This is a genomic window from Pseudomonas sp. BW16M2, assembly GCF_014268865.1.
Lineage (GTDB): Bacteria > Pseudomonadota > Gammaproteobacteria > Pseudomonadales > Pseudomonadaceae > Aquipseudomonas > Aquipseudomonas peradeniyensis.
In genome coordinates this window covers 15697-38201 of record NZ_JABWRI010000043.1, presented here as the reverse complement: position 1 = coordinate 38201, position 22505 = coordinate 15697, and the positions used below count along the sequence as shown (strand labels likewise).

Annotated in this window: 19 protein-coding genes; 9 read left to right on the top strand and 10 right to left on the bottom strand. The window is 65.0% G+C overall.

The window, feature by feature from the left end; all coding sequences use genetic code 11:
- Positions 1 to 319 precede the first annotated feature (319 nt).
- Entirely contained in the window at positions 320 to 1195 is an 876-nt protein-coding gene (locus tag HU735_RS25370; protein ID WP_186716157.1) for a formate/nitrite transporter family protein, read from the top strand.
- Here HU735_RS25370 and HU735_RS25365 read toward each other — a convergent pair.
- A complete protein-coding gene (locus tag HU735_RS25365; protein ID WP_186716156.1) occupies positions 1192 to 2286 on the bottom strand; it encodes an MBL fold metallo-hydrolase in 1095 nt (364 codons plus the stop codon). The two genes, HU735_RS25370 and HU735_RS25365, sit on opposite strands and share 4 nt — an antisense overlap.
- Before the next feature lie 125 nt (positions 2287 to 2411).
- Between HU735_RS25365 and HU735_RS25360 the strand changes: the two genes are divergently transcribed.
- Together HU735_RS25360 and HU735_RS25355 are read left to right on the top strand one after the other, a co-directional pair.
- Positions 2412 to 3488 (top strand): diguanylate cyclase, encoded by a 1077-nt coding sequence (locus HU735_RS25360; protein ID WP_186716155.1) that lies wholly within the window; start codon positions 2412 to 2414, stop codon positions 3486 to 3488.
- Positions 3489 to 3539: 51 nt separating this feature from the next.
- Positions 3540 to 6125 carry an EAL domain-containing protein gene (locus tag HU735_RS25355; RefSeq protein ID WP_186716149.1) on the top strand — a complete coding sequence of 862 codons (2586 nt, stop codon included), beginning with the start codon at positions 3540 to 3542 and terminating at the stop codon, positions 6123 to 6125.
- A gap of 20 nt (positions 6126 to 6145) precedes the next feature.
- Here the strand turns inward: HU735_RS25355 and HU735_RS25350 are convergent, their stop codons facing one another.
- Positions 6146 to 6466: a DUF2025 family protein gene (locus HU735_RS25350; RefSeq protein WP_186716147.1), complete on the bottom strand. Its 321-nt coding sequence runs from the start codon at positions 6464 to 6466 to the stop codon at positions 6146 to 6148.
- A gap of 125 nt (positions 6467 to 6591) precedes the next feature.
- Positions 6592 to 7512, bottom strand: a complete 921-nt coding sequence (locus tag HU735_RS25345) for a LysR family transcriptional regulator (protein ID WP_186716146.1) — start codon at positions 7510 to 7512, stop codon at positions 6592 to 6594.
- A 115-nt stretch (positions 7513 to 7627) separates the two neighbouring features.
- On the opposite strand from HU735_RS25345, the gene HU735_RS25340 reads away from it, so the two are divergent.
- Positions 7628 to 8386 (top strand): SDR family oxidoreductase, encoded by a 759-nt coding sequence (locus tag HU735_RS25340; protein ID WP_186716144.1) that lies wholly within the window; start codon positions 7628 to 7630, stop codon positions 8384 to 8386.
- Positions 8387 to 8462: 76 nt separating this feature from the next.
- Here HU735_RS25340 and HU735_RS25335 read toward each other — a convergent pair whose 3' ends face one another.
- Positions 8463 to 9242: a LysR family transcriptional regulator gene (locus HU735_RS25335; protein ID WP_186716142.1), complete on the bottom strand. Its 780-nt coding sequence runs from the start codon at positions 9240 to 9242 to the stop codon at positions 8463 to 8465.
- A gap of 101 nt (positions 9243 to 9343) precedes the next feature.
- On the opposite strand from HU735_RS25335, the gene HU735_RS25330 reads away from it, so the two are divergent.
- Positions 9344 to 10072 (top strand): SDR family oxidoreductase, encoded by a 729-nt coding sequence (locus HU735_RS25330; protein WP_050704246.1) that lies wholly within the window; start codon positions 9344 to 9346, stop codon positions 10070 to 10072.
- 114 nt (positions 10073 to 10186) lie between these two features.
- Here HU735_RS25330 and ccoM read toward each other — a convergent pair whose 3' ends face one another.
- From ccoM to HU735_RS25315, 4 genes are all read right to left on the bottom strand, one after another.
- Complete coding sequence (gene ccoM, locus HU735_RS27355; protein WP_023629476.1) at positions 10187 to 10303, bottom strand: cytochrome c oxidase subunit CcoM; 117 nt, start codon at positions 10301 to 10303, stop codon at positions 10187 to 10189.
- A gap of 135 nt (positions 10304 to 10438) precedes the next feature.
- Positions 10439 to 10600, bottom strand: coding sequence for a hypothetical protein (locus HU735_RS25325; protein WP_096048546.1), 162 nt, complete (start codon positions 10598 to 10600; stop codon positions 10439 to 10441).
- 73 nt (positions 10601 to 10673) lie between these two features.
- On the bottom strand, positions 10674 to 11000 hold the full coding sequence (locus HU735_RS25320) for an aspartate-semialdehyde dehydrogenase (RefSeq protein ID WP_186716140.1): 327 nt from the start codon (positions 10998 to 11000) through the stop codon (positions 10674 to 10676).
- Between the two features lie 112 nt (positions 11001 to 11112).
- Complete coding sequence (locus HU735_RS25315; RefSeq protein ID WP_186716139.1) at positions 11113 to 11808, bottom strand: hypothetical protein; 696 nt, start codon at positions 11806 to 11808, stop codon at positions 11113 to 11115.
- A gap of 127 nt (positions 11809 to 11935) precedes the next feature.
- Between HU735_RS25315 and rapA the strand changes: the two genes are divergently transcribed.
- Both rapA and HU735_RS25305 read left to right on the top strand, forming a co-directional pair.
- Positions 11936 to 14782, top strand: a complete 2847-nt coding sequence (rapA, locus tag HU735_RS25310; protein ID WP_186716138.1) for an RNA polymerase-associated protein RapA — start codon at positions 11936 to 11938, stop codon at positions 14780 to 14782.
- Positions 14783 to 15037: 255 nt separating this feature from the next.
- Entirely contained in the window at positions 15038 to 17302 is a 2265-nt protein-coding gene (locus tag HU735_RS25305; RefSeq protein ID WP_186716137.1) for an EAL domain-containing protein, read from the top strand.
- Here the strand turns inward: HU735_RS25305 and HU735_RS25300 are convergent.
- Positions 17202 to 18089, bottom strand: coding sequence for an NAD(P)-dependent oxidoreductase (locus HU735_RS25300; protein ID WP_186716136.1), 888 nt, complete (start codon positions 18087 to 18089; stop codon positions 17202 to 17204). The genes HU735_RS25305 and HU735_RS25300 overlap by 101 nt on opposite strands.
- Positions 18090 to 18282: 193 nt before the next feature.
- Between HU735_RS25300 and HU735_RS25295 the strand changes: the two genes are divergently transcribed.
- Positions 18283 to 20466, top strand: a complete 2184-nt coding sequence (locus HU735_RS25295) for a hypothetical protein (protein WP_186716135.1) — start codon at positions 18283 to 18285, stop codon at positions 20464 to 20466.
- A 211-nt stretch (positions 20467 to 20677) separates the two neighbouring features.
- On the opposite strand, the gene HU735_RS25290 is transcribed toward HU735_RS25295, so the two are convergent.
- Entirely contained in the window at positions 20678 to 20983 is a 306-nt protein-coding gene (locus tag HU735_RS25290) for a DUF2288 domain-containing protein (RefSeq protein ID WP_050704232.1), read from the bottom strand.
- Positions 20984 to 21340: 357 nt separating this feature from the next.
- Between HU735_RS25290 and HU735_RS25285 the strand changes: the two genes are divergently transcribed.
- Positions 21341 to 22456 (top strand): branched-chain amino acid ABC transporter substrate-binding protein, encoded by a 1116-nt coding sequence (locus HU735_RS25285; RefSeq protein WP_186716134.1) that lies wholly within the window; start codon positions 21341 to 21343, stop codon positions 22454 to 22456.
- Positions 22457 to 22505 lie beyond the last annotated feature (49 nt).

The window sequence follows — 22505 nt, the reverse complement described above, 5'->3', positions numbered from 1 at the left end:
TTGATTCAATTTGTTAAAGAGCGTTTGGCCAAGAGCTTTTCGTCTCAACCGAGGCGCGCATTCTACGCTTTCCTCATTTGCTGTCAAGCGTTGTTTTGAAGTTTTTTTCGAAGCTGCTTTCTGCAAAACACCTTCAACCTCAACAACTTACCGCTTGCCTCGTGGCGTTCAACGCTGCGAGGAGGCGAATAATACGCGGTTTGATTTCAGAGTCAACACCTTGATCTGAAAAAACTTTCGATCGCCATCCGGCGGCCGCTCGGCAACTATTCGACGCGGTTGCCGCTCTGTAGAGAAACACGCAAGCGGAGCGGCTGCCATGAGCGATGCACAGAGCGAGAAGACCCCGGGCCTGTCGCCGGACGAAGAGCAGGAAGTCAGCCACAACCAGCCGCCCCGGGCGGCGGTGCTGCACGAGATCATCCGCGCCCAGGGTGACCAGGAACTGGAGCGCACCCTTGCCGCCTTGTGGTGGTCGGCGCTGGCGGCGGGCCTGACCATGGGCCTGTCGTTGATGGCCATGGGACTGTTCTATGCTCGCCTGCCCGAGGGCGACAGCGCACAGGTGGTCGCCAGCCTGGGCTATAGCGCAGGCTTCCTGGCGGTGATCCTCGCCCGCCAGCAACTGTTCACCGAAAACACCCTGACCGCCGTGCTGCCGCTGATGACCGCCCCCACCCTGACAAACCTGGGTCGCCTGCTGCGCCTGTGGACCATCGTCCTGCTCGGCAACCTGGCCGGCACCTTGCTGGTGGCCTGGGTGATGCTCGAACTGCCGATCTTCGACAGCAAGACCGATGTCGCCTTTCTGGATGTAGGCCGCAAGGTGATGGAGAACGGCATCGGCCAGATGTTCGCCAAGGGCATCGTCTCGGGCTGGATGATCGCCACCATGGTCTGGATGATCCCGTCCATGGAGCACGCCAAGATCTGGATCATCCTGATGATCACCTACCTGATGGCCCTGGGTGACTTCACTCATATAGTGGTGGGCTCGGTCGAGGTGTCCTATCTGGTCTGGGCAGACGAGCAAAGCTGGAGCGCCTTCTGGCTCGACTTCGCCCTGCCCACCCTGGCCGGCAACATCATTGGCGGCAGTTTCATCTTCGCCTTGATCAGCCATGCCCAGGTGCGCAGCGACAGCGGCAAGCCGCCCTCGAAACTATTGAAGGACGACAAGGGGGCAAAGAACTAGCGCGCGGCAACCGCCCGCTCGGACGCCCTGCCCCGCTGCGGCAATGGCCGCGGCCGCCACCAGTTCTGCCCCGGATGCGGCGAGTCGAGGCTGACCCGTTCGCCCATCTGTGGCGTGCTCAGCTCCACCTGGGCGGCATTGGCCAGTGCCAGGATACGCTCGAAGGGCTCCTGCCAGCTGTGGATCGACAGGTCGAAGGTGCCGTTGTGGATCGGCAGCAACCAGCGGCCCTTCAAATCCAGGTGCGCCTGCAGGGTCTGCTCCGGCTGCATGTGCACATTGGGCCAGGCAACGTTGTAGGCGCCGGTCTCTATCAAGGTCAGGTCGAAGGGCCCGTAGCGCTCGCCGATCTCGCGAAATCCGGCGAAGTAACCGGTGTCGCCGCTGAAGAACAGCCGCAGCCCTTCGTCGATCATCACCCAGGACGCCCACAGCCTGCGGTTGCTGTCGAACAACCCGCGCCCGGAGAAGTGCTGCGCCGGTGTGGCGGCGAAGCGCACACCTTCCACCTCGGTTTCCTGCCACCAATCCAGTTGTCGCACCTTGGCCGGCGGCACGCCCCACTCGATAAGCAGGTCGCCTACCCCCAGCGGCGCGAGAAAGTGCTCGGTGCGCGGCGCCAACCGGCGAATTGCCTGCTCGTCGAGGTGGTCGTAATGGTCATGGGACAGGATCACCGCAGTCAGCGGCGGCAGGTCGTCGAGCGTCAGCGGCGGCGCATGGAAGCGCAGCGGCCCGGCCCACTGCACCGGTGAGGCGCGTTCGGCGAACACCGGGTCGGTAATGAAGAAGCGCCCGCGCAGCTTGAGCAGTACCGTGGAGTGGCCGAGGCGCCACAGGCTGTGATCCGGTGCGTCGGCCACCTGCTGGCGGGTCATCGGCTGCAGGCTCAGCGCCGTGTCTGGCCGGGTTTGCGGCGGCTTGCGCAGCAGCAGGTACTTGACGCCGATGCGCAGTTTCTTGAGCACGCCATCCTTGGGCAGCTCGACCTGGTTGTGAAAGCGTCCGTCCCGGTGCGGTGCCGGCTCGCCGGCGGGGGTAGCCATGGGGACCATGAGCAACAGCACTCCGCAAATGAAGAAGGCCTTCATATTACTCCACAGGGTCGGATCAACCGTGAAATGGCTTGTAAGGTCATTTTTCGCCGATGAACGATTGTTCAACAATATTCACACGACTTATGCGATAAACGGCGCCCCACAGAAGAACGACAACCATGATCGACAACCGCAGCGGCAAGGGGCTCTCTTTCGTCAGGCGCATCTACCTGCCGCGCATCATCGGCCTGGGGATCGGCCTGTTCAGCGTGATGGCGGCCATTGCCCCGCTGAACCCGCCGCAGTGGGCCTGGGCCCTGCTGCTGTTCAACGGCCTGCTCTGGCCCCATGTGGCCTACCAATGGGCGCTGCGCTCGGCCACGCCCTACCAGGCCGAACAGCGCAACATCCTGCTGGACTCCTTGATGGGCGGATTCTGGACCGCGGCGATGCATTTCAACCCGCTGCCCACGGTGACCATCCTGTCGATGATGACCATGAACAACGTCGCCGCCGGTGGCAAACGGGTGCTGCTGCGCGGCCTGCTGGCCCAGCTGGGCGGGATGCTGCTGGCCAGCGCCCTGCTCGGCACCGGCCTGCAGCCCCAGGCCACGCAGTTGCAGGTGCTCGCCTGCCTGCCGATGCTCACCTTCTACCCCCTGGCTCTGGGCTGGGTGTGCTACCAGCTGGCGATCAAGCTGGCCGAGCACAAGCGCCGGCTCAGTGCCCTGAGCCGCACCGACAGCCTCACCGGCCTGCTCAACCATGGCTCATGGAAGGACCTGCTGCTGCTCAAGTTCCAGATCTGCCAGCAACAACAGCTGCCGGCGGTCATCGCCCTGATCGACATCGACCATTTCAAGACCATCAACGACACCTACGGCCATGTGGTCGGCGACTGCGTGCTGCGCCAGCTCAGCCAGGAACTGCGGCGCAACCTGCGCGAGGACGACCTGGCCGGGCGCTACGGCGGCGACGAGTTCTGCGTAATCCTCCCCGGCGCCCAGGAAGCCCAGGCCTGCCAGGCCATGGAGCGCCTGCGCGAACGCGTCGGCGCCTACCGCAACCCGCAGCTGCCGGACCTGCGCATCAGCCTGAGCATCGGCCTGGCGGACTTCCGCGCCACCCTCGCCTCGCCCGAGCATTGGCTGGAACAGGCCGACAAGGCCCTGTACGCCGCCAAGCACCAGGGGCGCGACCAGGTCAATTTCGCCCGCGGCGAGGCCGCCCTGCTCAAGCTGGCCTATCCTGACTGAACCTTCGCCCAGGCCCCGGGCGCAGACAGCAGTTGAAGGAGTCGCCCGTACATGGACAGGAACGTCGACCTTTCATCCTCCAGCCCCACCTCGCGCCTGCAGGTGCGCCGCCTGGTCGGCGGCTTCTGCGCGCTGTTCGGGCTCGCCTGCGTGTTCACCCTGGTGGCGTTGTTCAACATCGCCGCCACGCTGGACCGCCAGGCGCAGGAGCAGAGTACTTTCCAGGCCACCCAGGCGTTGGAGCAGCGGCTGGTGGCCTCGCGCCAGTTCCTCTCCAGCTACGCCGTCTGGGACGTCGCCTACGAACATCTGGTAGGCAAGGTCGACTGGCAGTGGGCGTATGACGAGAAGAACGTCGGCGAGTCGCTGTACAGCGCCAGCGGCTATGAAGGCGTGTTCGTGGTCGAGGATGGCCGCACTACCTACGCCCTGTTCAAGGGCAAACCCACCGACTCGCCGGCCAGTGCCCATATCGACAGCCCCCTGGCGCCGATCATCGACGCGGCGCGCAAGGCGGCCCCGGCCCGCGAGCAGGTGACCCACTTCGTGCGCTTCAACGGCTGGCCGGCGGTGCTCAGCGCGGCGGCAGTGCGCCCGGATAAAGAGGTGACCGAGGCGGATGTGCGCCAGGCGCCGGTGATGGTATTCGTCGACCAACTGACCGAGGCCAAGCTCGCCGTGCTGGGCAAGGGCGCGGGCCTGACCGGCATGCGCCTGGAGAAGAACGGCGCCGCCCAGGCCGGACAACCGCATATCGCCCTGGGCGATACCGGCTATCACCTGGCCTGGAACACGCCGCTGCCGGGTCGCCAGTTGCTCCACGCCTTCCTGCCGCCGCTGCTGGCGGTGCTGCTGGTACTCGGCCTGGTGCTGCTCTACCTGTTCCGCCATGCCCTGCGCAGCTCCCGCGCCATCGATGACAGCCTGCTGCGCCTGCAGCAGAGCAACCGCGCCCTGGAGGCCAGCGAGCAGCGCTTTCGCGCGGTGGCCGAGGCCGCGTCGGACTGGATCTGGGAAACCGACCGCCAGCACCGCCTGACCTACCTGTCACAGCGCTTCGTCAGCGTCACCGGCTACCGGCTCGAGGACTGGATAGGCCAGCCGCTCAACCAATTGCTGGCCTGCGACACTACTCCGCTTTTGCCTTGGCTCGACAGCCAGGCCGACGACAACCCGCAGCAACTGGCCAACCTGCGCTGCAACTACGATGACGCCAGCGGGCAGAACCGCTACTGCCGCGTTTCGGCGCGCTCGATCGTCTACGAGGGCAAGCTCGCCGGCTTTCGCGGCACCGCCAGCGACATTACCGACGAGGTCGCCGCCCATGCCCGCATCCAGCACCTGTCGATGCACGATGCCCTGACTGGCCTGGCCAACCGCAACAAGCTGTCGCGCCACCTCGAGCAGGCGCTGTTGCGCGGCAGCGATTCACCGCCGCTGACCTTGCTGCTGCTCGATCTGGACAGCTTCAAGCCGATCAACGATTCCCTCGGCCACCCGGCCGGCGACGCGGTACTGCAGGAGGTGGCCGGCCGCCTGCGCGACACCACTCGCGACAATGACCTGGTGGCCCGCCTGGGCGGCGACGAGTTCGTCCTGGTGCTGCATGGCCTGGACAACCGCAGCGAGATCGACCGCTTCTGCGCCCGCCTGCTCGACCTGCTGCAGCAACCCATCGCCTACGAGGAACATCAGTTGCACATCGGCGCCAGCATCGGCATCGCCCAGACCCGGGTCCAGGGCTACGACGCTGGCGAGCTGATCCGCTGCGCCGACATCGCCCTGTACCAGGCCAAGGCCGACGGCAAGAACACCTGGCGTTACTTCTCGCCGGAGATGAACCAGCAGATCCAGTACCGCCGGCAACTGGAAAACGACCTGCGCCGGGCGATCAAGCAGCATGAGTTCGTCCTGCACTACCAGCCGCGCTACCGCCTGGACGACCTGAGCATCGTCTCGGTGGAGGCCTTGTTGCGCTGGCAGCATCCCGAGGAAGGCCTGCTCGGGCCGGACACTTTCATTCCCCTGGCCGAACAGAGCGACCTGATCGTGCCTCTTGGTCGCTGGGTGCTGGCCGAGGCCTGCCGCAATGCCCGCGACTGGCCCGACGAGCTGCTGGTCTCGGTCAACCTGTCGCCGGCGCAGTTCTCGCGCAGCGATGTGGTCGCCGATGTGCGCCAGGTGCTGCTGGACACCGGCTTCCCGGCCCAGCGCCTGGAACTGGAGATCACCGAGAACGTGATGCTCAACGACATCGAAGGTGCCCTGGGCACCATGCTCGCGCTAAAGGAGCTGGGCGTGCGCCTGAACATGGACGACTTCGGTACCGGTTACTCGTCGCTGGGTTACCTGCGCACCTACCCGTTCGACAGTATCAAGATCGACAAGCGTTTCATTGCCGGGCTGAGCAGCCAGAGCGGCAACGACCGGGCGGTGGTCCAGGCCATCATCAACCTGGGCAAGGCCATGGGGCTGACGGTCACCGCCGAGGGGGTGGAGACCGAGCAACAGTTGCAGGCGCTGGACAGGGAGCAGTGCCATGAGGTCCAGGGCTACTACCTGAGCAAGCCGGTGGACCGGGCGGGGTTCGAGGCGCTGCTGGCGGGCCGGGAGGTGCGCCAGCAGGATGTGTCCTGAGTCCCTCCTGATGCATGCCGTCAGCGCAGGCTGCGTTCGGCCACGATCTCCGGCAGGTCAGTGCGCTTGAGGTAGATACGCAGCGGCTCGCCGATGTTCAGCCGGTCGTCCACGTGCTGCTCCAGCAGCAAGGCCAGGCGCTCCCGGCACAATGCCATGCGCGTGTCGGCCTCGGGGCGCCAGACGAACTCGTTGCAGGGGATGATGCTGTCGTCGGCGACGTCCATGCCGAACGAATCTTCGGAAAACCGCACGATATGAATGCCGCGCTTGCCGTGGAAGCCGACAAAGCCCTTGAGCTGTTCGGCGGCGTTGCAGATGTCCTGGGAAGTGATGGCCATGGCGTAACCTCGCAAAATTCGGAAGTGACGCACGCAGGGAACGGTCACCTCTGGCGGGCGACGCGCAGGTGCCAGCCTAACGCAACTGCCGGAATCTTCGCCACGCTTTCTCGCCCCTTCCCGTTTCAGCCGGTTGGCGCCGCCACCGGGTCGACCTGCGACGCTAGCAGCGCCGCCAGCCAGTTCATGAACGCCTGGACCCGGCGCGGCACATGGCGCTGCCGCGCATACAGCAGCGACACCGGCATGGCCCGCGCCTGCCAGGGCTCGAGCAGCGATACCAGTTCACCGTTACGCAGGTGTTCATCGACACCAACCGCCGGCACCTGGATCAGCCCGAGTCCGGCCAGGCAGGCGGCGGAGTAGGCTTCGGCATTGTTCACCGTGACCACGCCGGCCATGGCCTGGAAGCGCAGCTCGCCCTCCTGCTCGTATTCGAACCCGGCGCTGCGGGCACCGAGATTGCGCACATAGTGGACCAGCCGATGGCCGGCCAGATCCTGCAGGTTCCGTGGCACGCCGTGACGCTCGAGGTAGGCGGGGCTGGCACAGTTGCGCATGCTCAGGCGCCCCACCGGGCGGGCGACCACGTCCAGGTCGCTGAGCGCGCCGATGCGCATCACGCAGTCGAAGCCTTCGCGCAGCAGGTCGACCTGGCGGTCAGTGCAGCTGAGCTCCACTTCCAGACGCGGGAAACGCTCGAGAAACCCTGGCAGCGCCGGCACGATCAGCCGCCGCGCCATCATGGTCGGCAGGTCGATGCGCAGGCGCCCGGCCAGGTCGGCATCGTCGGCGCTGAACAGGCTTTCGATCTCGTCCATGCCCGACAGCAGGTCCTTGCTGCGCTCGTAGAGCAAGGCGCCGTCCTGGGTGGTCTGCACCCGTCGCGTGGTGCGGTTGAACAGGCGCGTGCCGAGCAACCGCTCCAGCGCACGCACCTGCTCGGAGACGGTCGAGCGCGGCAAGCCCAGGCTCTCGCCGGCGAGGGTGAAACTGCTCAGTTCGCTGACCCTGACAAAGGTGCGCAGCAGCTCCAACTTGTTCATCACGGGCTCCAATTGTCCATTCAATACGAACAGTATTTCCGGAATCCGTGGATTTAACAGCCATCAGCCGATCAATAACCTGTCATTCAACAACCACCCCACCGAGGTAATCGACATGACTCGCAAGATCGCACTGATCACCGGCGCCAGCCGCGGCCTGGGCAAGAACACCGCCGAACACCTGGCCGCTCGCGGTATCGACATCATCGGCACCTACCACAGCAAGGCCGACGAGGCCCACGCCGTGGCCGCCTCGCTGGAGCAGGCCGGCGTGCGCGCCGCCATGCTGCAACTGGATGTCAGCGACAGCGCCAGCTTTGCTGCCTTCGCCGAGCGACTGGGCGACACCCTCGAACAACAGTTCGGCCGTCGTCAGCTGGACTTTCTGGTGAATAACGCCGGCATCGGCCTGAACGTGCCGTTCAGCGAAACCAGCGAAGCGCAGTTCGACCAGTTGCTGAACATCCAGCTCAAGGGGCCGTTCTTCCTCACCCAGCGCCTGCTGCCGCTGCTGGCCGACGGCGGGCGCATTGTCAACATCTCCACCGGCCTGACCCGCTTCGCCCTGCCCGGCTACGCCGCCTATGCGGCCATGAAAGGCGCCATGGAGGTGCTGACCCGCTACCAGGCCAAGGAACTGGGCGCGCGCGGCATCCGCGTGAACATTCTCGCACCGGGCGCTATCGAGACCGACTTCGGCGGTGGCGTGGTGCGCGACAACCCGCAGGTCAATGACTACATCGCCGGCAACACGGCGTTGGGACGCGTCGGCCTGCCCGACGATATCGGAGCGGCCATCGCCCTGTTGCTGGAGGACGGCAATGGCTGGATCACCGGGCAGCGGCTGGAGGTGTCTGGGGGGATGTTCCTCTAGGCACGCGTTGCCCAGTCGATGCGCAGCCCTTTCGCGGCACAAGGCCGCTCCTACACGTAGAAGCGCCTACCACCCTTCAAGCGCGGCTCAGGGCCTGATGCAGCGCCGCCACGGCGGGCAGTGCCAAGGCCTCATGGGACATGCACAACCCGACCCGACGGCGCAGCGTCAGGCCACTGCCCGGCTGCCAGTAGACCCCCGGGCAACGCTCGGCCAGCGACTGCGGCAACCAGGCCGCGCCCTGCCCGGCGGCGACCATGGCCAGGACCCGTTGCAACGAACCGGCCTGGCCGACCTGCTCGCCCCCTTCATACAAGCCCATCAAGCGTTGGTGCGACGGGTGCTGCGGGCAGGTGATCCAGCGCCCGTCCGGCTGGCTGCCGGTGGCCATCACCCGCACGAACGCTTCCTCCCACAGCGGCAGGAACAGTTCATCCTCGCAACGCTGGGCCTCGTCGGCCAGGCGAGCGTCGCCATCGCAGCCTTCCAGCAGGGTCAACTGCAAACCCGCCACCGCCTGGCTGGCCAGGCGCACGCAGGCCTCGACCTGGGCCGGCGCGATATCGGCCTCGATACCCAGCGCCAGGGGCACCCGCTCCTGCCCCTGGCGAAACCGCAGGCGCAGGGCCTCGGCCTCGGCCACCATGCGACAGGCCTGGGGATACAGTTCGCGGGCCTGTTCGCTGACTTCGACGCCGCGGGCCTGACGCAGGAACAGCTCGGCGCCCAGGTCCTCCTCCAGCTGGCGAATGGTCACCGACAAGGTCGGCTGGGCCACGCACAAACGCTGGGCGGCTACAGTGATGTTGCGCGCTTCGAAGACCGCGATGAATGCCTTGAGATGACGGATATCCATAGATAGAACCGATGCCAGCCAGAGAAATAAGCCGTTTTTCATGGCCGCGAGCGCTATCTAGAATCCTGGCCATCGAAAGTGATTATGCCTTGGAGGCAACCATGAACAAACCCCTGATCATCGTCACTGGCGCCAGCTCCGGTATCGGCGCCGCCACCGCCCAGCGCTTTAGCGCTGCGGGGCATCCGCTGCTGCTGATCGCCCGACGCCTGGAACGCCTCGAGGCGCTGGCACTCCCCGATTGCCTGTGCCGCGCCGTGGATATCCGCGACCGGGCGGCGCTGGTGGCTGCCGTGGCCGAAGCCGAAGCGCTGTACGGCCCGGCCGATGCCCTGGTGAACAACGCAGGCGTGATGCTGCTGGGGCAGATGCACGAGCAGGATCCGGAGCAGTGGGAGCGCATGTTCGACATCAACGTCAAAGGCCTGCTCAACGGCGTGCATGCGCTGCTCGGCGGGATGATCGAGCGGCGCCACGGCACGCTGATCAACGTGAGCTCCGTGGCCGGGCGCAAGACCTTCCCCAACCATGTGGCCTATGTGGGCAGCAAGTTCGCCGTGCACGGGCTGTCGGAGAACCTGCGCGAGGAGCTGGCGCCGCACAATGTGCGGGTGGTGACCATCGCCCCGGGCGCGGTGGAGACCGAGTTGCTCGGACACACCACCGACGAGGGCATCAAGCGCGACTACGAGGCGTGGAAGGCCAATGACATGGGCGGCGTGGTACTGAGCGCCGAGGATGTCGCCGGGGCGATCGTCTGGGCCTACCAGCAGCCGCAGCAGGTGTGCATTCGCGAGATCGTGCTGGCGGCGACCGCCCAGCAGCCCTGAGATGGATGCGCCCCGCTCGTCGGCAAGCCCCACCCCGCGATGAAAATCCAGGCAAAAAAAAATGGGCGACCGAAGTCGCCCTAAATGCCTTGCGTGCTCGTGAATCGGGAAGGATCAGCGCTGATTGCGCTTTTTCGAGTCCTTCCAGATGAAAATGCCCAGACCGGCGAAGAACGCCAACATCAACCCGACCGTTACCACACCGGCGATAACCACGTTGTCGAAGAACATGTCGGCCCCTCCCTTGATGTGCCGTCATCCGATGGGTGCAAGGTAACCAATGCCGGGAGGGGGAAAATTGACCGGAGTCAATGGCGCCCGGGGCCGGGCGCGCGAGGCGGGTGCAGGGTTGACCTGCATCAAGTTTCAGCGCTTCTTGGGTTTGCCCTTGGGCTTTTTCTTCTTGGCCTGGGCCAGCGGCATGGCCTGCTCGAAGGCCTGGCGCATGTCGTTCAGGCGCTTGTCATTGAGGTCATGGATGCGTTTGGCGCGTTCGGCGCCGAAGTCGATCAGGTTGTCTTGGCTCATGGCGGGCTCGACGGACAGCAGAGGCCTTCATGATGAAGGCAAGCGGCGGTGCTGACTAGAGTACAGAGCCTGGTCAGACCTCGATATCCACCAGCAGCCCCTGGCGCGTGCGCTCGCCCATAGGCGCTACCGGCACGGTGTTGTCGGCGTTGAGCTCCTCGCCGGGCACGGCTTCATAGCGCTCCCCTTCGGCCTGCTTGCGCCGTTGCTGCTGGCGGCGCTGCTCCTCGCGCAGCAGCAGGGTCTGCTCCTCGGGATCGCGGTGGTGCTTGAGGTCGATGGTGCCGTCGCTGGAGGTCGGCTGCGCGGGTACTACCGGCGGGATGGTCGGCGGCGGCTTGACCGGATCCTGTTGCGAGGTCACGGGGGCGGCACTGAGCGGGATGATCGGCGGCAGCATGGTGGGTCTCCTGTAGCCTTGTTATCGGCTGGTGGTGCGCCGCCTTGAATGCCCGCGGTCGAAGGTGTGCGGCGTGTCACAGCGCCGCACCGGGCTGAAGTATAGCGCGGGCTTACTCCGCCTCGTCGTCCGGGTCGTCGTCGGGCGCGGCGCTCGACTCGCTCCAGGGCCGCTTGTAGACCTGTTGCCAGACCGCGTCCATGTGCTCGCGCACGACCTGCGGGGCGCTCTTGAGCGAAGCGCTGTCCTCGCGCTCACCGCCGAACGCGTCTTCACCCGGCGGGCTGATCAGCGACTGGCCGGTGATGGTGTAGATCGCCTGGCCCTCACGCATCTCGATGGCGATGTCGTGGGGGTCGATGCCGCCGCCGCAGAAGGCGTGGCTGGCCACGGTCACTTCGGCCACGCCGTCCTTGTTCAGGTCACCGACATCGCTGACATCGGTATAGAAGTCGACGTCCAGGTCCAGCCCGGCGCAGGTGGTCTCCTGCTCGATCTGCCAGCGCGCCTTGAAGGCATCACCGCCGGCGGCACGGCCATACAGGGTGGCCTTGAGCACCACCTTGTCGACTTCCTCCTCGGTGTCGGGGTCGGTGGCCTGGCCATCTACCCGGCTCAACACCAGCAGGCCTTCACCGTCGCGGTCGTGGAAGTGCACGCTCTTGATCGGTGTCTGCACACCGAGCACCTCCAGTTGCTCGACCGGAATCGGCGGCAGAACTTCGAAGCTCTTCTGTTCGCAGGCGGCCAGCAGCGCGAGGCTGCCCAGGCCCAGGGTGACGTTCAACCAGCGGTGCTTGGCAACCATGTTGGCGCGTGGCCCTCGTGACGGGACGGTGTTCGTCGATGAAAGCGCTAGACTCTTCACATTCATTGGTCTGGCGAAGCCGATCCGTTAACATAGTCGGCTTTTTCATCGCGGGAGTTTTGGCAGTATGGCGCAGCAGTATCAACCGGGGCAACGCTGGATCAGCGACAGCGAAGCCGAGCTCGGTCTTGGGACCATCCTGGCGCAGGATGGCCGCCTGTTGACCGTGCTCTACCCGGCCACGGGCGACACCCGCCAGTACTCGCTACGCAATGCGCCGCTGACCCGCGTGCGCTTCTCGCCCGGCGACCTGATCACCCACTTCGAAGGCTGGAAGCTGACCGTGCAGGAGGTCGATGACATCGACGGCCTGATGGTCTACCACGGCATCGACGGCCAGAACCAGCCGCGCACCCTGCCCGAGACGCAGCTGTCGAACTTCATCCAGTTCCGCCTGGCCAGCGACCGCCTGTTCGCCGGGCAGATCGACCCGCTGTCGTGGTTCTCGCTGCGCTACAACACCCTGCAGCACACCAGCAAGCAGATGCTTTCATCGCTGTGGGGCCTGGGCGGCGTACGCGCCCAGCCTATCGCCCACCAGTTGCACATCGCCCGTGAAGTGGCCGACCGCATCGCCCCACGGGTTCTGCTGGCCGACGAAGTGGGCCTGGGCAAGACCATCGAGGCGGGCCTGGTGATCCACCGCCAGCTGCTGTCCGGGCGCGCCAACCGCGTGCTGATCCTGGTGCCCGAGAACCTCCAGCACCAGTGGCTGGTGGAAATGCGCCGGCGCTTCAACCTGCAGGTCGCGCTGTTCGACGCCGAGCGCTTCATCGAGAGCGACGCCAGCAACCCGTTCGAGGATGCCCAGCTGGCACTGGTCGCCTTGGAGTGGCTGGTCGAGGACGAGAAGGCCCAGGACGCGCTGTTCGCCGCCGGCTGGGACCTCATGGTGGTCGACGAGGCCCACCACCTGGTCTGGCATGAGGAACAGGCCAGCGCCGAGTATGCGCTGGTCGAGCAACTGGCCCAGGTCATCCCGGGCGTGCTGCTGCTCACCGCCACCCCGGAACAGCTTGGCCAGGACAGCCACTTCGCCCGCCTGCGGCTGCTCGACCCCAACCGTTTCCACGACCTGGCCGCGTTCCGCGCCGAGAGCGAAAACTATCGCCCGGTCGCCGAAGCGGTGCAGGAACTGCTCGACGAAGGCCGTCTGTCGGCCAAGGCCCACGCTACTATCCAGGGCTTCCTCGGTGCCGAAGGCGAAGCCCTGCTGGCCGCGGTCAGCGATGGCGACAGCCAGGCCAGCGCCCGCCTGATCCGCGAGCTGCTTGACCGCCACGGCACAGGCCGCGTGCTGTTCCGCAACACCCGCGCGGCGATCCAGGGCTTCCCCGAGCGCCAGCTGCACCCCTACCCGCTGGCCAACCCCGACGCCTACGCCGAGCTGCCCTCGGGCGAGCGCGCCGAGCTGTACCCGGAAGTGGCCTTCCAGGCCCTGGGCGAGACCGGCGACGACGAGCGCTGGTGGCGCTTCGACCCACGGGTCGACTGGCTGATCGACACCCTGAAGATGCTCAAGCGCACCAAGGTCCTGGTGATCTGCGCCCACGCCGAGACCGCCATGGACCTGGAAGACGCCCTGCGCGTGCGTTCCGGCATCCCGGCCACGGTGTTCCATGAAGGCATGAGCATCCTCGAGCGCGACCGCGCCGCCGCCTACTTCGCCGACGAGGAATTCGGCGCCCAGGTGCTGATCTGCTCCGAGATCGGCAGTGAGGGCCGCAACTTCCAGTTCGCCCATCACCTGGTGATGTTCGACCTGCCGGCCCACCCCGACCTGCTCGAGCAGCGCATCGGCCGTCTCGACCGGATCGGCCAGAAGCACACGATCCAGCTGCACATCCCGTACCTGCAGGACAGCCCGCAGGAGCGCCTGTTCCAGTGGTACCACGAAGGCCTCAACGCCTTCCTCAACACCTGCCCGACCGGCAACGCCCTGCAGCACCAGTTCGGCCCGCGCCTGCTGCCGCTGCTGGCCGACAGTGACGAGAAGAGCTGGGGCAAGCTGGTGGCCGAGGCCCGCGCCGAGCGCGAGCGCCTGGAAGCCGAGCTGCATACCGGCCGTGACCGTCTGCTGGAGCTCAACTCCGGCGGTGCCGGCGAAGGCCAGGCGCTGGTCGAGGCCATTCTCGAACAGGACGACCAGTTCGCCCTGCCGATCTACATGGAAACCCTGTTCGACGCCTTCGGCATCGACAGCGAGGACCATTCGGAAAACGCCCTGATCCTCAAGCCGAGCGAGAAGATGCTCGACGCCAGCTTCCCGCTGGGCGACGACGAAGGCGTGACCATCACCTACGACCGTGGCCAGGCGCTGTCGCGCGAGGACATGCAGTTCCTGACCTGGGAGCACCCGATGGTCCAGGGCGGCATGGACCTGGTGCTGTCCGGCTCGATGGGCAACACCGCCGTGGCGCTGATCAAGAACAAGGCGCTCAAGCCCGGCACCGTGCTGCTCGAACTGCTCTACGTCAGCGAAGTGGTCGCCCCGCGCAGCCTGCAACTGGGCCGCTACCTGCCGCCTGCCGCGTTGCGCTGCCTGCTCGACACCAACGGCAACGACCTGGGCCCGCGGGTGGCGTTCGAAACCCTCAACGACCAGCTCGAAAGCGTGCCCAAGGCCAGCGCCAACAAGTTCGTCCAGGCCCAGCGCGACGTGCTGGCCAAGCGCATCGCCGCCGGCGAGGCCAAGGTCCTGCCGACCCACGACGAACGCGTGGCCCAGGCCCGCCAGCGGCTCACCGCCGAGGCCGACGAGGAACTGGCGCGCCTGACCGCGCTGAAGGCCGTGAACCCGAGCGTGCGTGACAGCGAGATCGATGCCCTGCGCAAGCAGCGTGAAGAAGGGCTGGCGGCGCTGGACAAAGCGGCGCTGCGCCTTGAGGCGATCCGAGTGCTTGTCGCGGGTTGATCTCTAAAGTGGTCATCGCGGGGCAAGCCCGCTCCCACGAGCCCGTCAGGGATTCGTGGGAGCGGGCTTGCCCCGCGATCGCTTCAGCCTGTCGATATTCATTTAGACCATCCAGCTATTGCCTTCATATCCAAATGGTAGAAATCAAAGTGCCATTAATCAGGAAGGCTTAAGCACCCGTTTCTATACTCCTGCAGGAACAGTCTCCATCCGTGCTTTTTGGGGACGAGTGAAGACTCGACGAAGAGGCCTGCAATGGAGTGGCTGGGACTGCAATTGTTCGCCGAGCTGCCGGCGACCGGACAGATCATCCTCGACTGCCGACACAACCCCTTCCTGGTGCTGCTCGCCTTCATCGTGGCCAGCGCCGCCTGTTTCGCCACCCTGGACATGAGCGAACGCCAGAGCCACTGCGAAGACCGCTTCGCCCGTCGGCAATGGCGGGTGCTCGGGGCCTGCTGCCTGGCTGGCGGGATCTGGGCCATGCACTTCATCAGCATGCTGGCGTTCCAGGCACCGCTGGAGATCCACTTCGACGCGCCGCTGACCGGCTTGTCGCTGCTGGTGGCCCTGCTCGCCGCCTGGCTGGCGATGAACAGCCTCAACCGCAGCGAAATGCGCCTGCGTCACTACCTGCAGACCGCGCTGTTCATCGGCCTGGGCATAAGCGTCATGCACTACACCGGCATGGCCGCCCTGCAGACCAGCGCCCAACAGTACTACCAGACCGGCCTGCTGCTCGCCTCCATCGGCATCGCCGTGCTCGCCAGCCTGGTGGCACTGCTGATGGCCCGTTACTTCAACAAGGGCAGCGGCACCCTGCACCTGCTGCTCAAGTACGGCGCCAGCCTGCTGATGGCCGGTGGCATCGTGCTGACCCATTTCACCGGCATGGCCGCCATGACCCTGGTGATTCCCGGCGAAACCGCCCTGCGCCTACCCTCGGCCGACAACAGCCTGCAACTGGCGCTGACCATCGCCGTCATTACCCTGCTGATCAGCGGCGGCAGCATCAGCGCGGCACTGGCCGACAAGAAGCTGCAGAGCAAGGAGCACGACCTGCGCCGGGTCAATGTACTGCTCAGCCAGCTCGACCAGGCCCGGGCTTCGCTGCAGCAGGCCGCCCACTACGATGCCCTGACCAACCTGGTCAACCGCCGCGGCTTCAACCAGGTGTTCGCCGAGCGCCTGGCCGAACAGGCCGCCCATGAGGGCATGCTGGCAGTGATGTTCCTCGACATCGACCATTTCAAACGCATCAACGACAGCCTCGGGCATGCTGCCGGCGACGAGCTGCTCAAGGTGATCGCCGGCCATATCAAGGCCGCCACCCGCGGCCAGGACCTGGTGGCGCGCTTCGGTGGCGACGAGTTCTGCATCGTCACCAGCCTCAACAGCCGCGACGAGGCCCGCCACCTGGCCCAGCGCATCATGCAGCGGATGAAGGAGCCGATCGACCTGGCGGGCCGGCGCATGGTGATGACCACCAGCATCGGCATCAGCATCTTCCCCGACGATGGCCAGAGCACCGAGGAACTGCTGAAGAACGCCGACCTGGCGCTGTACCAGTCCAAGGGTTGCGGGCGCAACAGCCTGAACTTCTTCAACAATGGACTGAAGACCCGCGCCACCCTGGAGCTGCAACTGGAGGAGGAACTGCGTGTGGCGCTGTTCGAGGAACGCGGCCTGTGCGTGCACTACCAGCCGATCTTCGACCTGCGCAGCGGCCAGGTGGCCAAGCTCGAGGCCCTGGTGCGCTGGCAGCACCCGCAACACGGCCTGCTCAGCCCCGACCGCTTCATCTGCATCGCCGAGGCCAACGGCCTGATCGCCGAACTGGACCTGTGGGTACTGCGCCGCGCCTGCGAAGACCTGGCCCAGCTCAATCGCCATGGCTATGGCGAACTGAAGGTCACGGTGAACTGCTCGGCGCTCACCCTTGGCCGCGAAGAGCTGGCCACCGAGGTGGAGATGGCGCTGTTCCAGGCCGGCCTGGCGCCGCGCCAGCTGGAACTGGAGGTCACCGAAAACGCGCTGATGGGCGACATTCATCACACCATCAGCCTGCTCAAGCGCATCCGCGCCCAGGGCGTGGCGCTGTCGATCGACGATTTCGGCACCGGCTATTCGTCATTGGCCTACCTCAAACGGCTGCCGCTGGACGTGCTGAAGATCGACCGCTCGTTCATCCAGGACGTGCCGGGCAGCCAGAAGGACCGGGAGATCGTCCAGGCGATCATCATCATGGCCCACACCCTGCACCTGAAGGTGGTCACCGAGGGCGTCGAGACCGTCGAGCAGCACGAGTTCCTGGCCAGCCATGGCTGCGACTACCTGCAGGGCTACCTGCTCAGCCGGCCGGTGCCGCTGTCCGAGCTGCGGCCGATCCTCGAACGGCTCGACCGCCAGCCGGGCGAACTCAGTCCTTGTTGCGATACAGCGCTACCAGGGTCGCCGGATCTTTTTGCAGATAACCCTGGCTACCGTGCAGGCGCATCAACTGCGCGGCGAGGCCACTGAGCGGCGTCGCCGAGCCCTGCTCGCGGGAGAATTTCACCGCGGTGTCGAGGTCCTTGAGCAAGGTGCGCACGTGCCACTTGACCGGCTCGAAGCGGCTCTCGGCCATCTGCGGGGCAAGGATCTGCAGCGGCCTGGAGTCAGCGAATCCACCGGCCAGCGCCTCGGCGATCAGCCGCGCATCGACCCCTGACTGCTCGGCCAGCGCCACTACCTCGGCGATTACCAATGCATTGCAGGCCACGATCATCTGGTTGCACGCCTTGGTCACCTGGCCGGCGCCCACCGCGCCCATGTGCGTGACCCGCTGGCCCAGGGTCAGCAGCACCGGCCGCACCCGCTCGAGATCATCCGCCTCGCCACCGACCATGATCGCCAGGGTGCCGGCCTCGGCCCCCGGCGTGCCACCGGACACCGGCGCATCGAGCCAGGCCATGCCGCACAGGGCGGCCAGCTCGGCGGCCATTTCCCGGGTGGCGGTTGGCTCAAGGCTGGAGAAGTCCACCAGCAACTGACCGCTGCGCCCGCCCTGGGCCACGCCCTGCTCGCCGAACACCACCTCGCGCACCACCGCTGTGTCGGCCAGGCACAGCAGCACCATGTCCGTCGCCTGGCACAGCTCGGCGGGGCTGGCGGCCAGCCGCGCACCAGCGGCGACCAGCTCGACGCACTTGTCCGGGCTGCGGTTCCACACGGTCAGCGGATACCCGGCGGCCAGCAGCCGACGGCACATCGGCAGGCCCATCAGGCCGATTCCGGCAAACCCCAGCGAAGGCAATGCAGTACTCATGAGCAACTCCAGATTAAAGAAGCGTGACAAACGGACGATGCAATGCGGGTGCGAAGGGAAAAACCTTAGTCCGACTAAGGAAACCCCCTATCGCATAAGAAAAAGACGCACTGATAAAGTCGCGAAATTTCTCCGTGATGGCTAGATGACATGCATCACCGGGAAGCCAACTACACCAGGCAAATGGCGCACTATGACCTCTACGAACACTTCTGCCAATGCGGCTCCCGAGCCGACCCTCAGCCCCACCTCGCTGACCACCGGCAGTGCTCGAGACCTACCCGCCGCCCGCAGCACGCCGGCGCAGCAGTACCTGTACTTCACCGAGCAGGACATCCAGCGCATCCTCGACAACCTCGACGGCCTGCGCGACCTGGTGTTCCCGCCGAACCTGCACGTCGAGGACGAGGACCAGCTGCGCCTGGAGCAGCAGTTCCCGTCGGTGTGCCTGATCGGCCTGGGCCGCTGCGGCTCGAACATCGCCCTGGACGTGGCGGAGCTGGTGTACAACGCCCGCACCTTCTTCCTCAACGAGTACAACAACGAGGACCGCTTCAAGGGCGAGGCCGGCTACAGCCCAGCGCGCTGGATCCGCCAGAACCTGCGCCTGGTGCAGAACAAGGCCGCCAAGCCGGTGTTCCTGGTCGAGCCGCTGGTGATGCTGGGTGACCTGGACAAGGACATCGCCGGGCGCATCCGTTTCTCGCGCAAGGGCGAGCGCGGCGGCTTCCTGCGCGACTACAGCAAGATGAAGATCATGGACCTGTCCGAGGTGCATGCCGGGGGCGCCGGTAACGCGCCGATCCTTGGCCAGTACCTGGCCAAGATCATCCTCAACAAGGACACCCAGCGCTTCTCCAGCGCCGACTGGAAGCTGATCCACTCGTACCTGATCGACTCCTGCGGCATCAAGGCCAACCAGTCGCGCCTGTACTTCTACATCTTCAGCGCCGGCGGCGGCACCGGCTCGGGGATGGCCTCGGAGTTCGGCCTGGCCCAGCAGTACTCGTACATGAACAAGACCTTCGACACCAAGCCGGCCGACGAGAACGACGGCAAGAGCGGGCACTCGTTCGTCTTCGAGCCGATCTTCACCAGTGGCATCTGCGTGCTGCCCAACGCCTCCGACCACCGCAGCGAGATGTCCGAAGCCCTGCACATCAACGCCGGCCGCCTGCTGTGCAAATACCTGTCGGAGGAATGGGACTTCTCGTACAACTTCGACAACGAAGACAGCAGCGAAGCCAGCGTCATGGGCCGCATCCGCCCGTGGAACGCGATGATGCTGATTTCCAACGACATCATGCGCTACGCCGAAGAAAGCGATGACGGCACGATCCAGAACATCGACGTCAACGCCATGGAGAAGCACGCCAACCAGTACATCTCCCAGCAGATCTTCAACATCCTCACCGCCCAGGCGGTGACCACCGACTACGACCAGAACTACTTCCGTCGCGCCGGCATCGACATCGGCGAGACCATCCGCCTGGACGCCAACGACCTGTTCATGAGCCTGGCCGGCCCCGTGGCCATCGCCTACGCCGAATCGGTGGTGCCGGAAGTGCCGCCGGCGGGGTCGGACAAGTTCAAGGTGTTCGAGCGCGAGCAGCCGCGTCTGGACATCGACGACCTGTTCTTCCGCTCCATCGACCTGCCGCACTTCAACAAGCAGACCCAGGCCATCGAGGGCATCAGCCTGCTGCCGATCGAGTCGCGCCGCTACCGCGCCGCGCTGGAGCAGTACCAGGCCTCGGGCTACGACGCCGCGGCCTTGCACGACCTGCACTTCTTCAAGAACTGCTCGTCGGTGGTGTCGATCGTATCCTTGCCCAAGGACTACAAGCTGTCGTACATGGACCTGAACCGGCTCAAGACCCACCTCAACAGTCTGTTCCCCAACACCACGCTCAAGCGCTACGCGCTGGTGATCGGCGCCTCGGCCAACCTGTCGCTGACCACCCTGATCGCCAAGAGCCCGTGCCTGTCGGACGACTTCCTGACCCTGATCGTGGCGTTCATCAAGCGTTGCTTCGCGCGCAACCCGTATCGCTTCGACGACACCATGGACAACGCGATCCTGGAGTTCATCACCAGCGAGCATTTCGACGAAGACAGCATCGACGACCTGCTCAACGAGTTCGAGAACCCGGCGAAGATCCTCGACACCAACTGGTACGCGATCAAGCCGATGTACGAGAAGAAGTACCGCGAGCTGATCAACGACAAGAGCCGGTTCGTGTCGATCAACGATATCCGCCTGTCGCGCGAGTGCGTGAAGAAGGCGGTGAAGTACCTGCGCGAGATCTTCCGCCACCGCATCGGCAAGACCCGGGTGATTTCGCTGAACAGCCATACCGGGCGCGTGGATTACTGAAAACAATCGCGGGGCAAGCCCGCTCCCACCAAGACTCCTCGTGGGAGCGGGCTTGCCCCGCGATCATTTCGGCGGCGTATTACGCATTCCGTAAACTGTTACCGCCCCGCCAAATCACCCCGCCACTGTTACTAACTTCTACCTTACGTGAGCGTCAACGCGCACCAGAGCGGGGCGCTTGCGCATTTTTGCGCACTAAAAAAACGCGTGCTTATTCCGCTTTCTTCGCCTGGATCACGATGAACGGCGAAACCACCACCGCCCAGATCTCTGGATCGCGGGTTTGCAGGTCGAGCGCCTGCTCGGCGGAAACCGGCCCGACAGTGCCATCACTACGCCACTTGGCGAAGATCTCGCTGCGATTCTCGGCCATCGCCTCGGCAACGGTGATCAGGTCGAGGCTGGGGTCGACCCAAATCAGGTCACCCTTGGCCCAGAAACGCTCCAGGGCTTTCCACTCGATGACGGCAGTCTCGCCGAGCAATTTGGCATAGAGGGTGCTTACTTGATCAGTCATGGGTTTACCTGCGCAAAGATCGTCCAACAAAAAGGCCGGCATTTTTGCAGAAAAACCTGGTTTCAAATACGTAATTTGGTCGATCAGGCCCGAACTTGTGGGGGCGGGTCGCAGATACAGGCAAAGTGATGGCGCTTTTCTGTATCTTTATGTCGACCAGGCGACACCCCTCGAAACAGACGCTTTTCGCCCGCTTTTCAAGCGCTCGGACAGCGCTCTACACTGTACCGGTACAGTTCCGGGACATGTTCCGGGGGAAGGTGGGCTTACGGCATGGCGTAGCCAGGCCGAAATCCCGCCCGGTCTGTAGCCCTGGCCTCAGGACTATAAGAATTACAACAGAATGAGTGGAGCACTATGATCAAGATTTCCAAGCTGTTTGCCGCAATGGTTCTGGCCGGAGTCGCCAGCCATTCGTTTGCCGCCGACACCATCAAGATCGGCATCGCCGGTCCCAAGACCGGGCCGGTGACCCAGTACGGCGACATGCAGTTCGTCGGCGCCAAACAGGCCATCAAGGACATCAACGCCAAGGGCGGCGTCGATGGCAAGATGCTCGAAGCCAAGGAATACGACGACGCGTGCGACCCTAAACAGGCCGTGGCAGTCGCCAACAAAGTGGTCAACGACGGCGTCAAGTTCGTGATCGGCCACCTGTGCTCCAGCTCCACCCAGCCTGCGTCCGACATCTACGAGGACGAAGGCGTGATCATGATCACCCCTGCCGCCACCTCCCCGGACATCACCGCGCGTGGCTACAAGATGGTCTTCCGCACCATCGGCCTGGACAGCGCCCAGGGCCCGGCCGCCGGCAACTACATCGCCGACCACGTCAAGCCGAAAGTCGTTGCGGTCCTGCACGACAAGCAGCAGTACGGTGAAGGCATCGCCACTGCGGTCAAGACCACCCTGGAAGGCAAAGGCACCAAGGTTGCCGTCTTCGAAGGCCTGAACGCCGGTGACAAGGACTTCTCCTCGATCATCCAGAAGCTCAAGCAGAACAACGTTGACTTCGTCTACTACGGCGGCTACCACCCGGAGCTGGGCCTGATCCTGCGCCAGGCGCAAGAGAAGGGCCTGAAAGCCAAGTTCATGGGCCCGGAAGGCGTGGGTAACGACTCCATCTCGCAGATCGCCCAGGGCGCCTCCGAAGGCCTGCTGGTCACCCTGCCGAAGTCGTTCGACGCCGACCCTGCGAACAAGGCCATCGTCGACGCCATCAAGGCCGACGGCAAGGACCCGAGCGGTCCGTTCGTGTTCCCGGCCTACTCGGCTGTCCAGCTGATCGCCGAAGGCATCAAGGCCGCCAAGTCCGAAGACGCCGACAAGGTGGCACAAGCCATCCACGCCGGCACCTTCAAGACCCCGACCGGCGACCTGTCCTACGACGCGAAAGGCGACCTGAAGGACTTCAAGTTCGTGGTCTACGAATGGCACTTCGGCAAGCCGAAGACCGAAGTCTCCCCTCAGTAACTGCGTGACTAATAGCTGACCGAGAAGCCCACTGTGCGAGCAGTGGGCT

What these genes read in the sequence shown, in the direction of transcription:
- HU735_RS25370 (WP_186716157.1), top strand. Translation starts at nt 320, where the DNA reads ATGAGCGATGCACAGAGCGAGAAGACCCCGGGCCTGTCGCCGGACGAA.
- HU735_RS25365 (WP_186716156.1), bottom strand. Translation starts at nt 2,286, where the DNA reads ATGAAGGCCTTCTTCATTTGCGGAGTGCTGTTGCTCATGGTCCCCATG.
- HU735_RS25360 (WP_186716155.1), top strand. Translation starts at nt 2,412, where the DNA reads ATGATCGACAACCGCAGCGGCAAGGGGCTCTCTTTCGTCAGGCGCATC.
- HU735_RS25355 (WP_186716149.1), top strand. Translation starts at nt 3,540, where the DNA reads ATGGACAGGAACGTCGACCTTTCATCCTCCAGCCCCACCTCGCGCCTG.
- HU735_RS25350 (WP_186716147.1), bottom strand. Translation starts at nt 6,466, where the DNA reads ATGGCCATCACTTCCCAGGACATCTGCAACGCCGCCGAACAGCTCAAG.
- HU735_RS25345 (WP_186716146.1), bottom strand. Translation starts at nt 7,512, where the DNA reads ATGAACAAGTTGGAGCTGCTGCGCACCTTTGTCAGGGTCAGCGAACTG.
- HU735_RS25340 (WP_186716144.1), top strand. Translation starts at nt 7,628, where the DNA reads ATGACTCGCAAGATCGCACTGATCACCGGCGCCAGCCGCGGCCTGGGC.
- HU735_RS25335 (WP_186716142.1), bottom strand. Translation starts at nt 9,242, where the DNA reads ATGGATATCCGTCATCTCAAGGCATTCATCGCGGTCTTCGAAGCGCGC.
- HU735_RS25330 (WP_050704246.1), top strand. Translation starts at nt 9,344, where the DNA reads ATGAACAAACCCCTGATCATCGTCACTGGCGCCAGCTCCGGTATCGGC.
- ccoM (WP_023629476.1), bottom strand. Translation starts at nt 10,303, where the DNA reads ATGTTCTTCGACAACGTGGTTATCGCCGGTGTGGTAACGGTCGGGTTG.
- HU735_RS25325 (WP_096048546.1), bottom strand. Translation starts at nt 10,600, where the DNA reads ATGAGCCAAGACAACCTGATCGACTTCGGCGCCGAACGCGCCAAACGC.
- HU735_RS25320 (WP_186716140.1), bottom strand. Translation starts at nt 11,000, where the DNA reads ATGCTGCCGCCGATCATCCCGCTCAGTGCCGCCCCCGTGACCTCGCAA.
- HU735_RS25315 (WP_186716139.1), bottom strand. Translation starts at nt 11,808, where the DNA reads ATGGTTGCCAAGCACCGCTGGTTGAACGTCACCCTGGGCCTGGGCAGC.
- rapA (WP_186716138.1), top strand. Translation starts at nt 11,936, where the DNA reads ATGGCGCAGCAGTATCAACCGGGGCAACGCTGGATCAGCGACAGCGAA.
- HU735_RS25305 (WP_186716137.1), top strand. Translation starts at nt 15,038, where the DNA reads ATGGAGTGGCTGGGACTGCAATTGTTCGCCGAGCTGCCGGCGACCGGA.
- HU735_RS25300 (WP_186716136.1), bottom strand. Translation starts at nt 18,089, where the DNA reads ATGAGTACTGCATTGCCTTCGCTGGGGTTTGCCGGAATCGGCCTGATG.
- HU735_RS25295 (WP_186716135.1), top strand. Translation starts at nt 18,283, where the DNA reads ATGACCTCTACGAACACTTCTGCCAATGCGGCTCCCGAGCCGACCCTC.
- HU735_RS25290 (WP_050704232.1), bottom strand. Translation starts at nt 20,983, where the DNA reads ATGACTGATCAAGTAAGCACCCTCTATGCCAAATTGCTCGGCGAGACT.
- HU735_RS25285 (WP_186716134.1), top strand. Translation starts at nt 21,341, where the DNA reads ATGATCAAGATTTCCAAGCTGTTTGCCGCAATGGTTCTGGCCGGAGTC.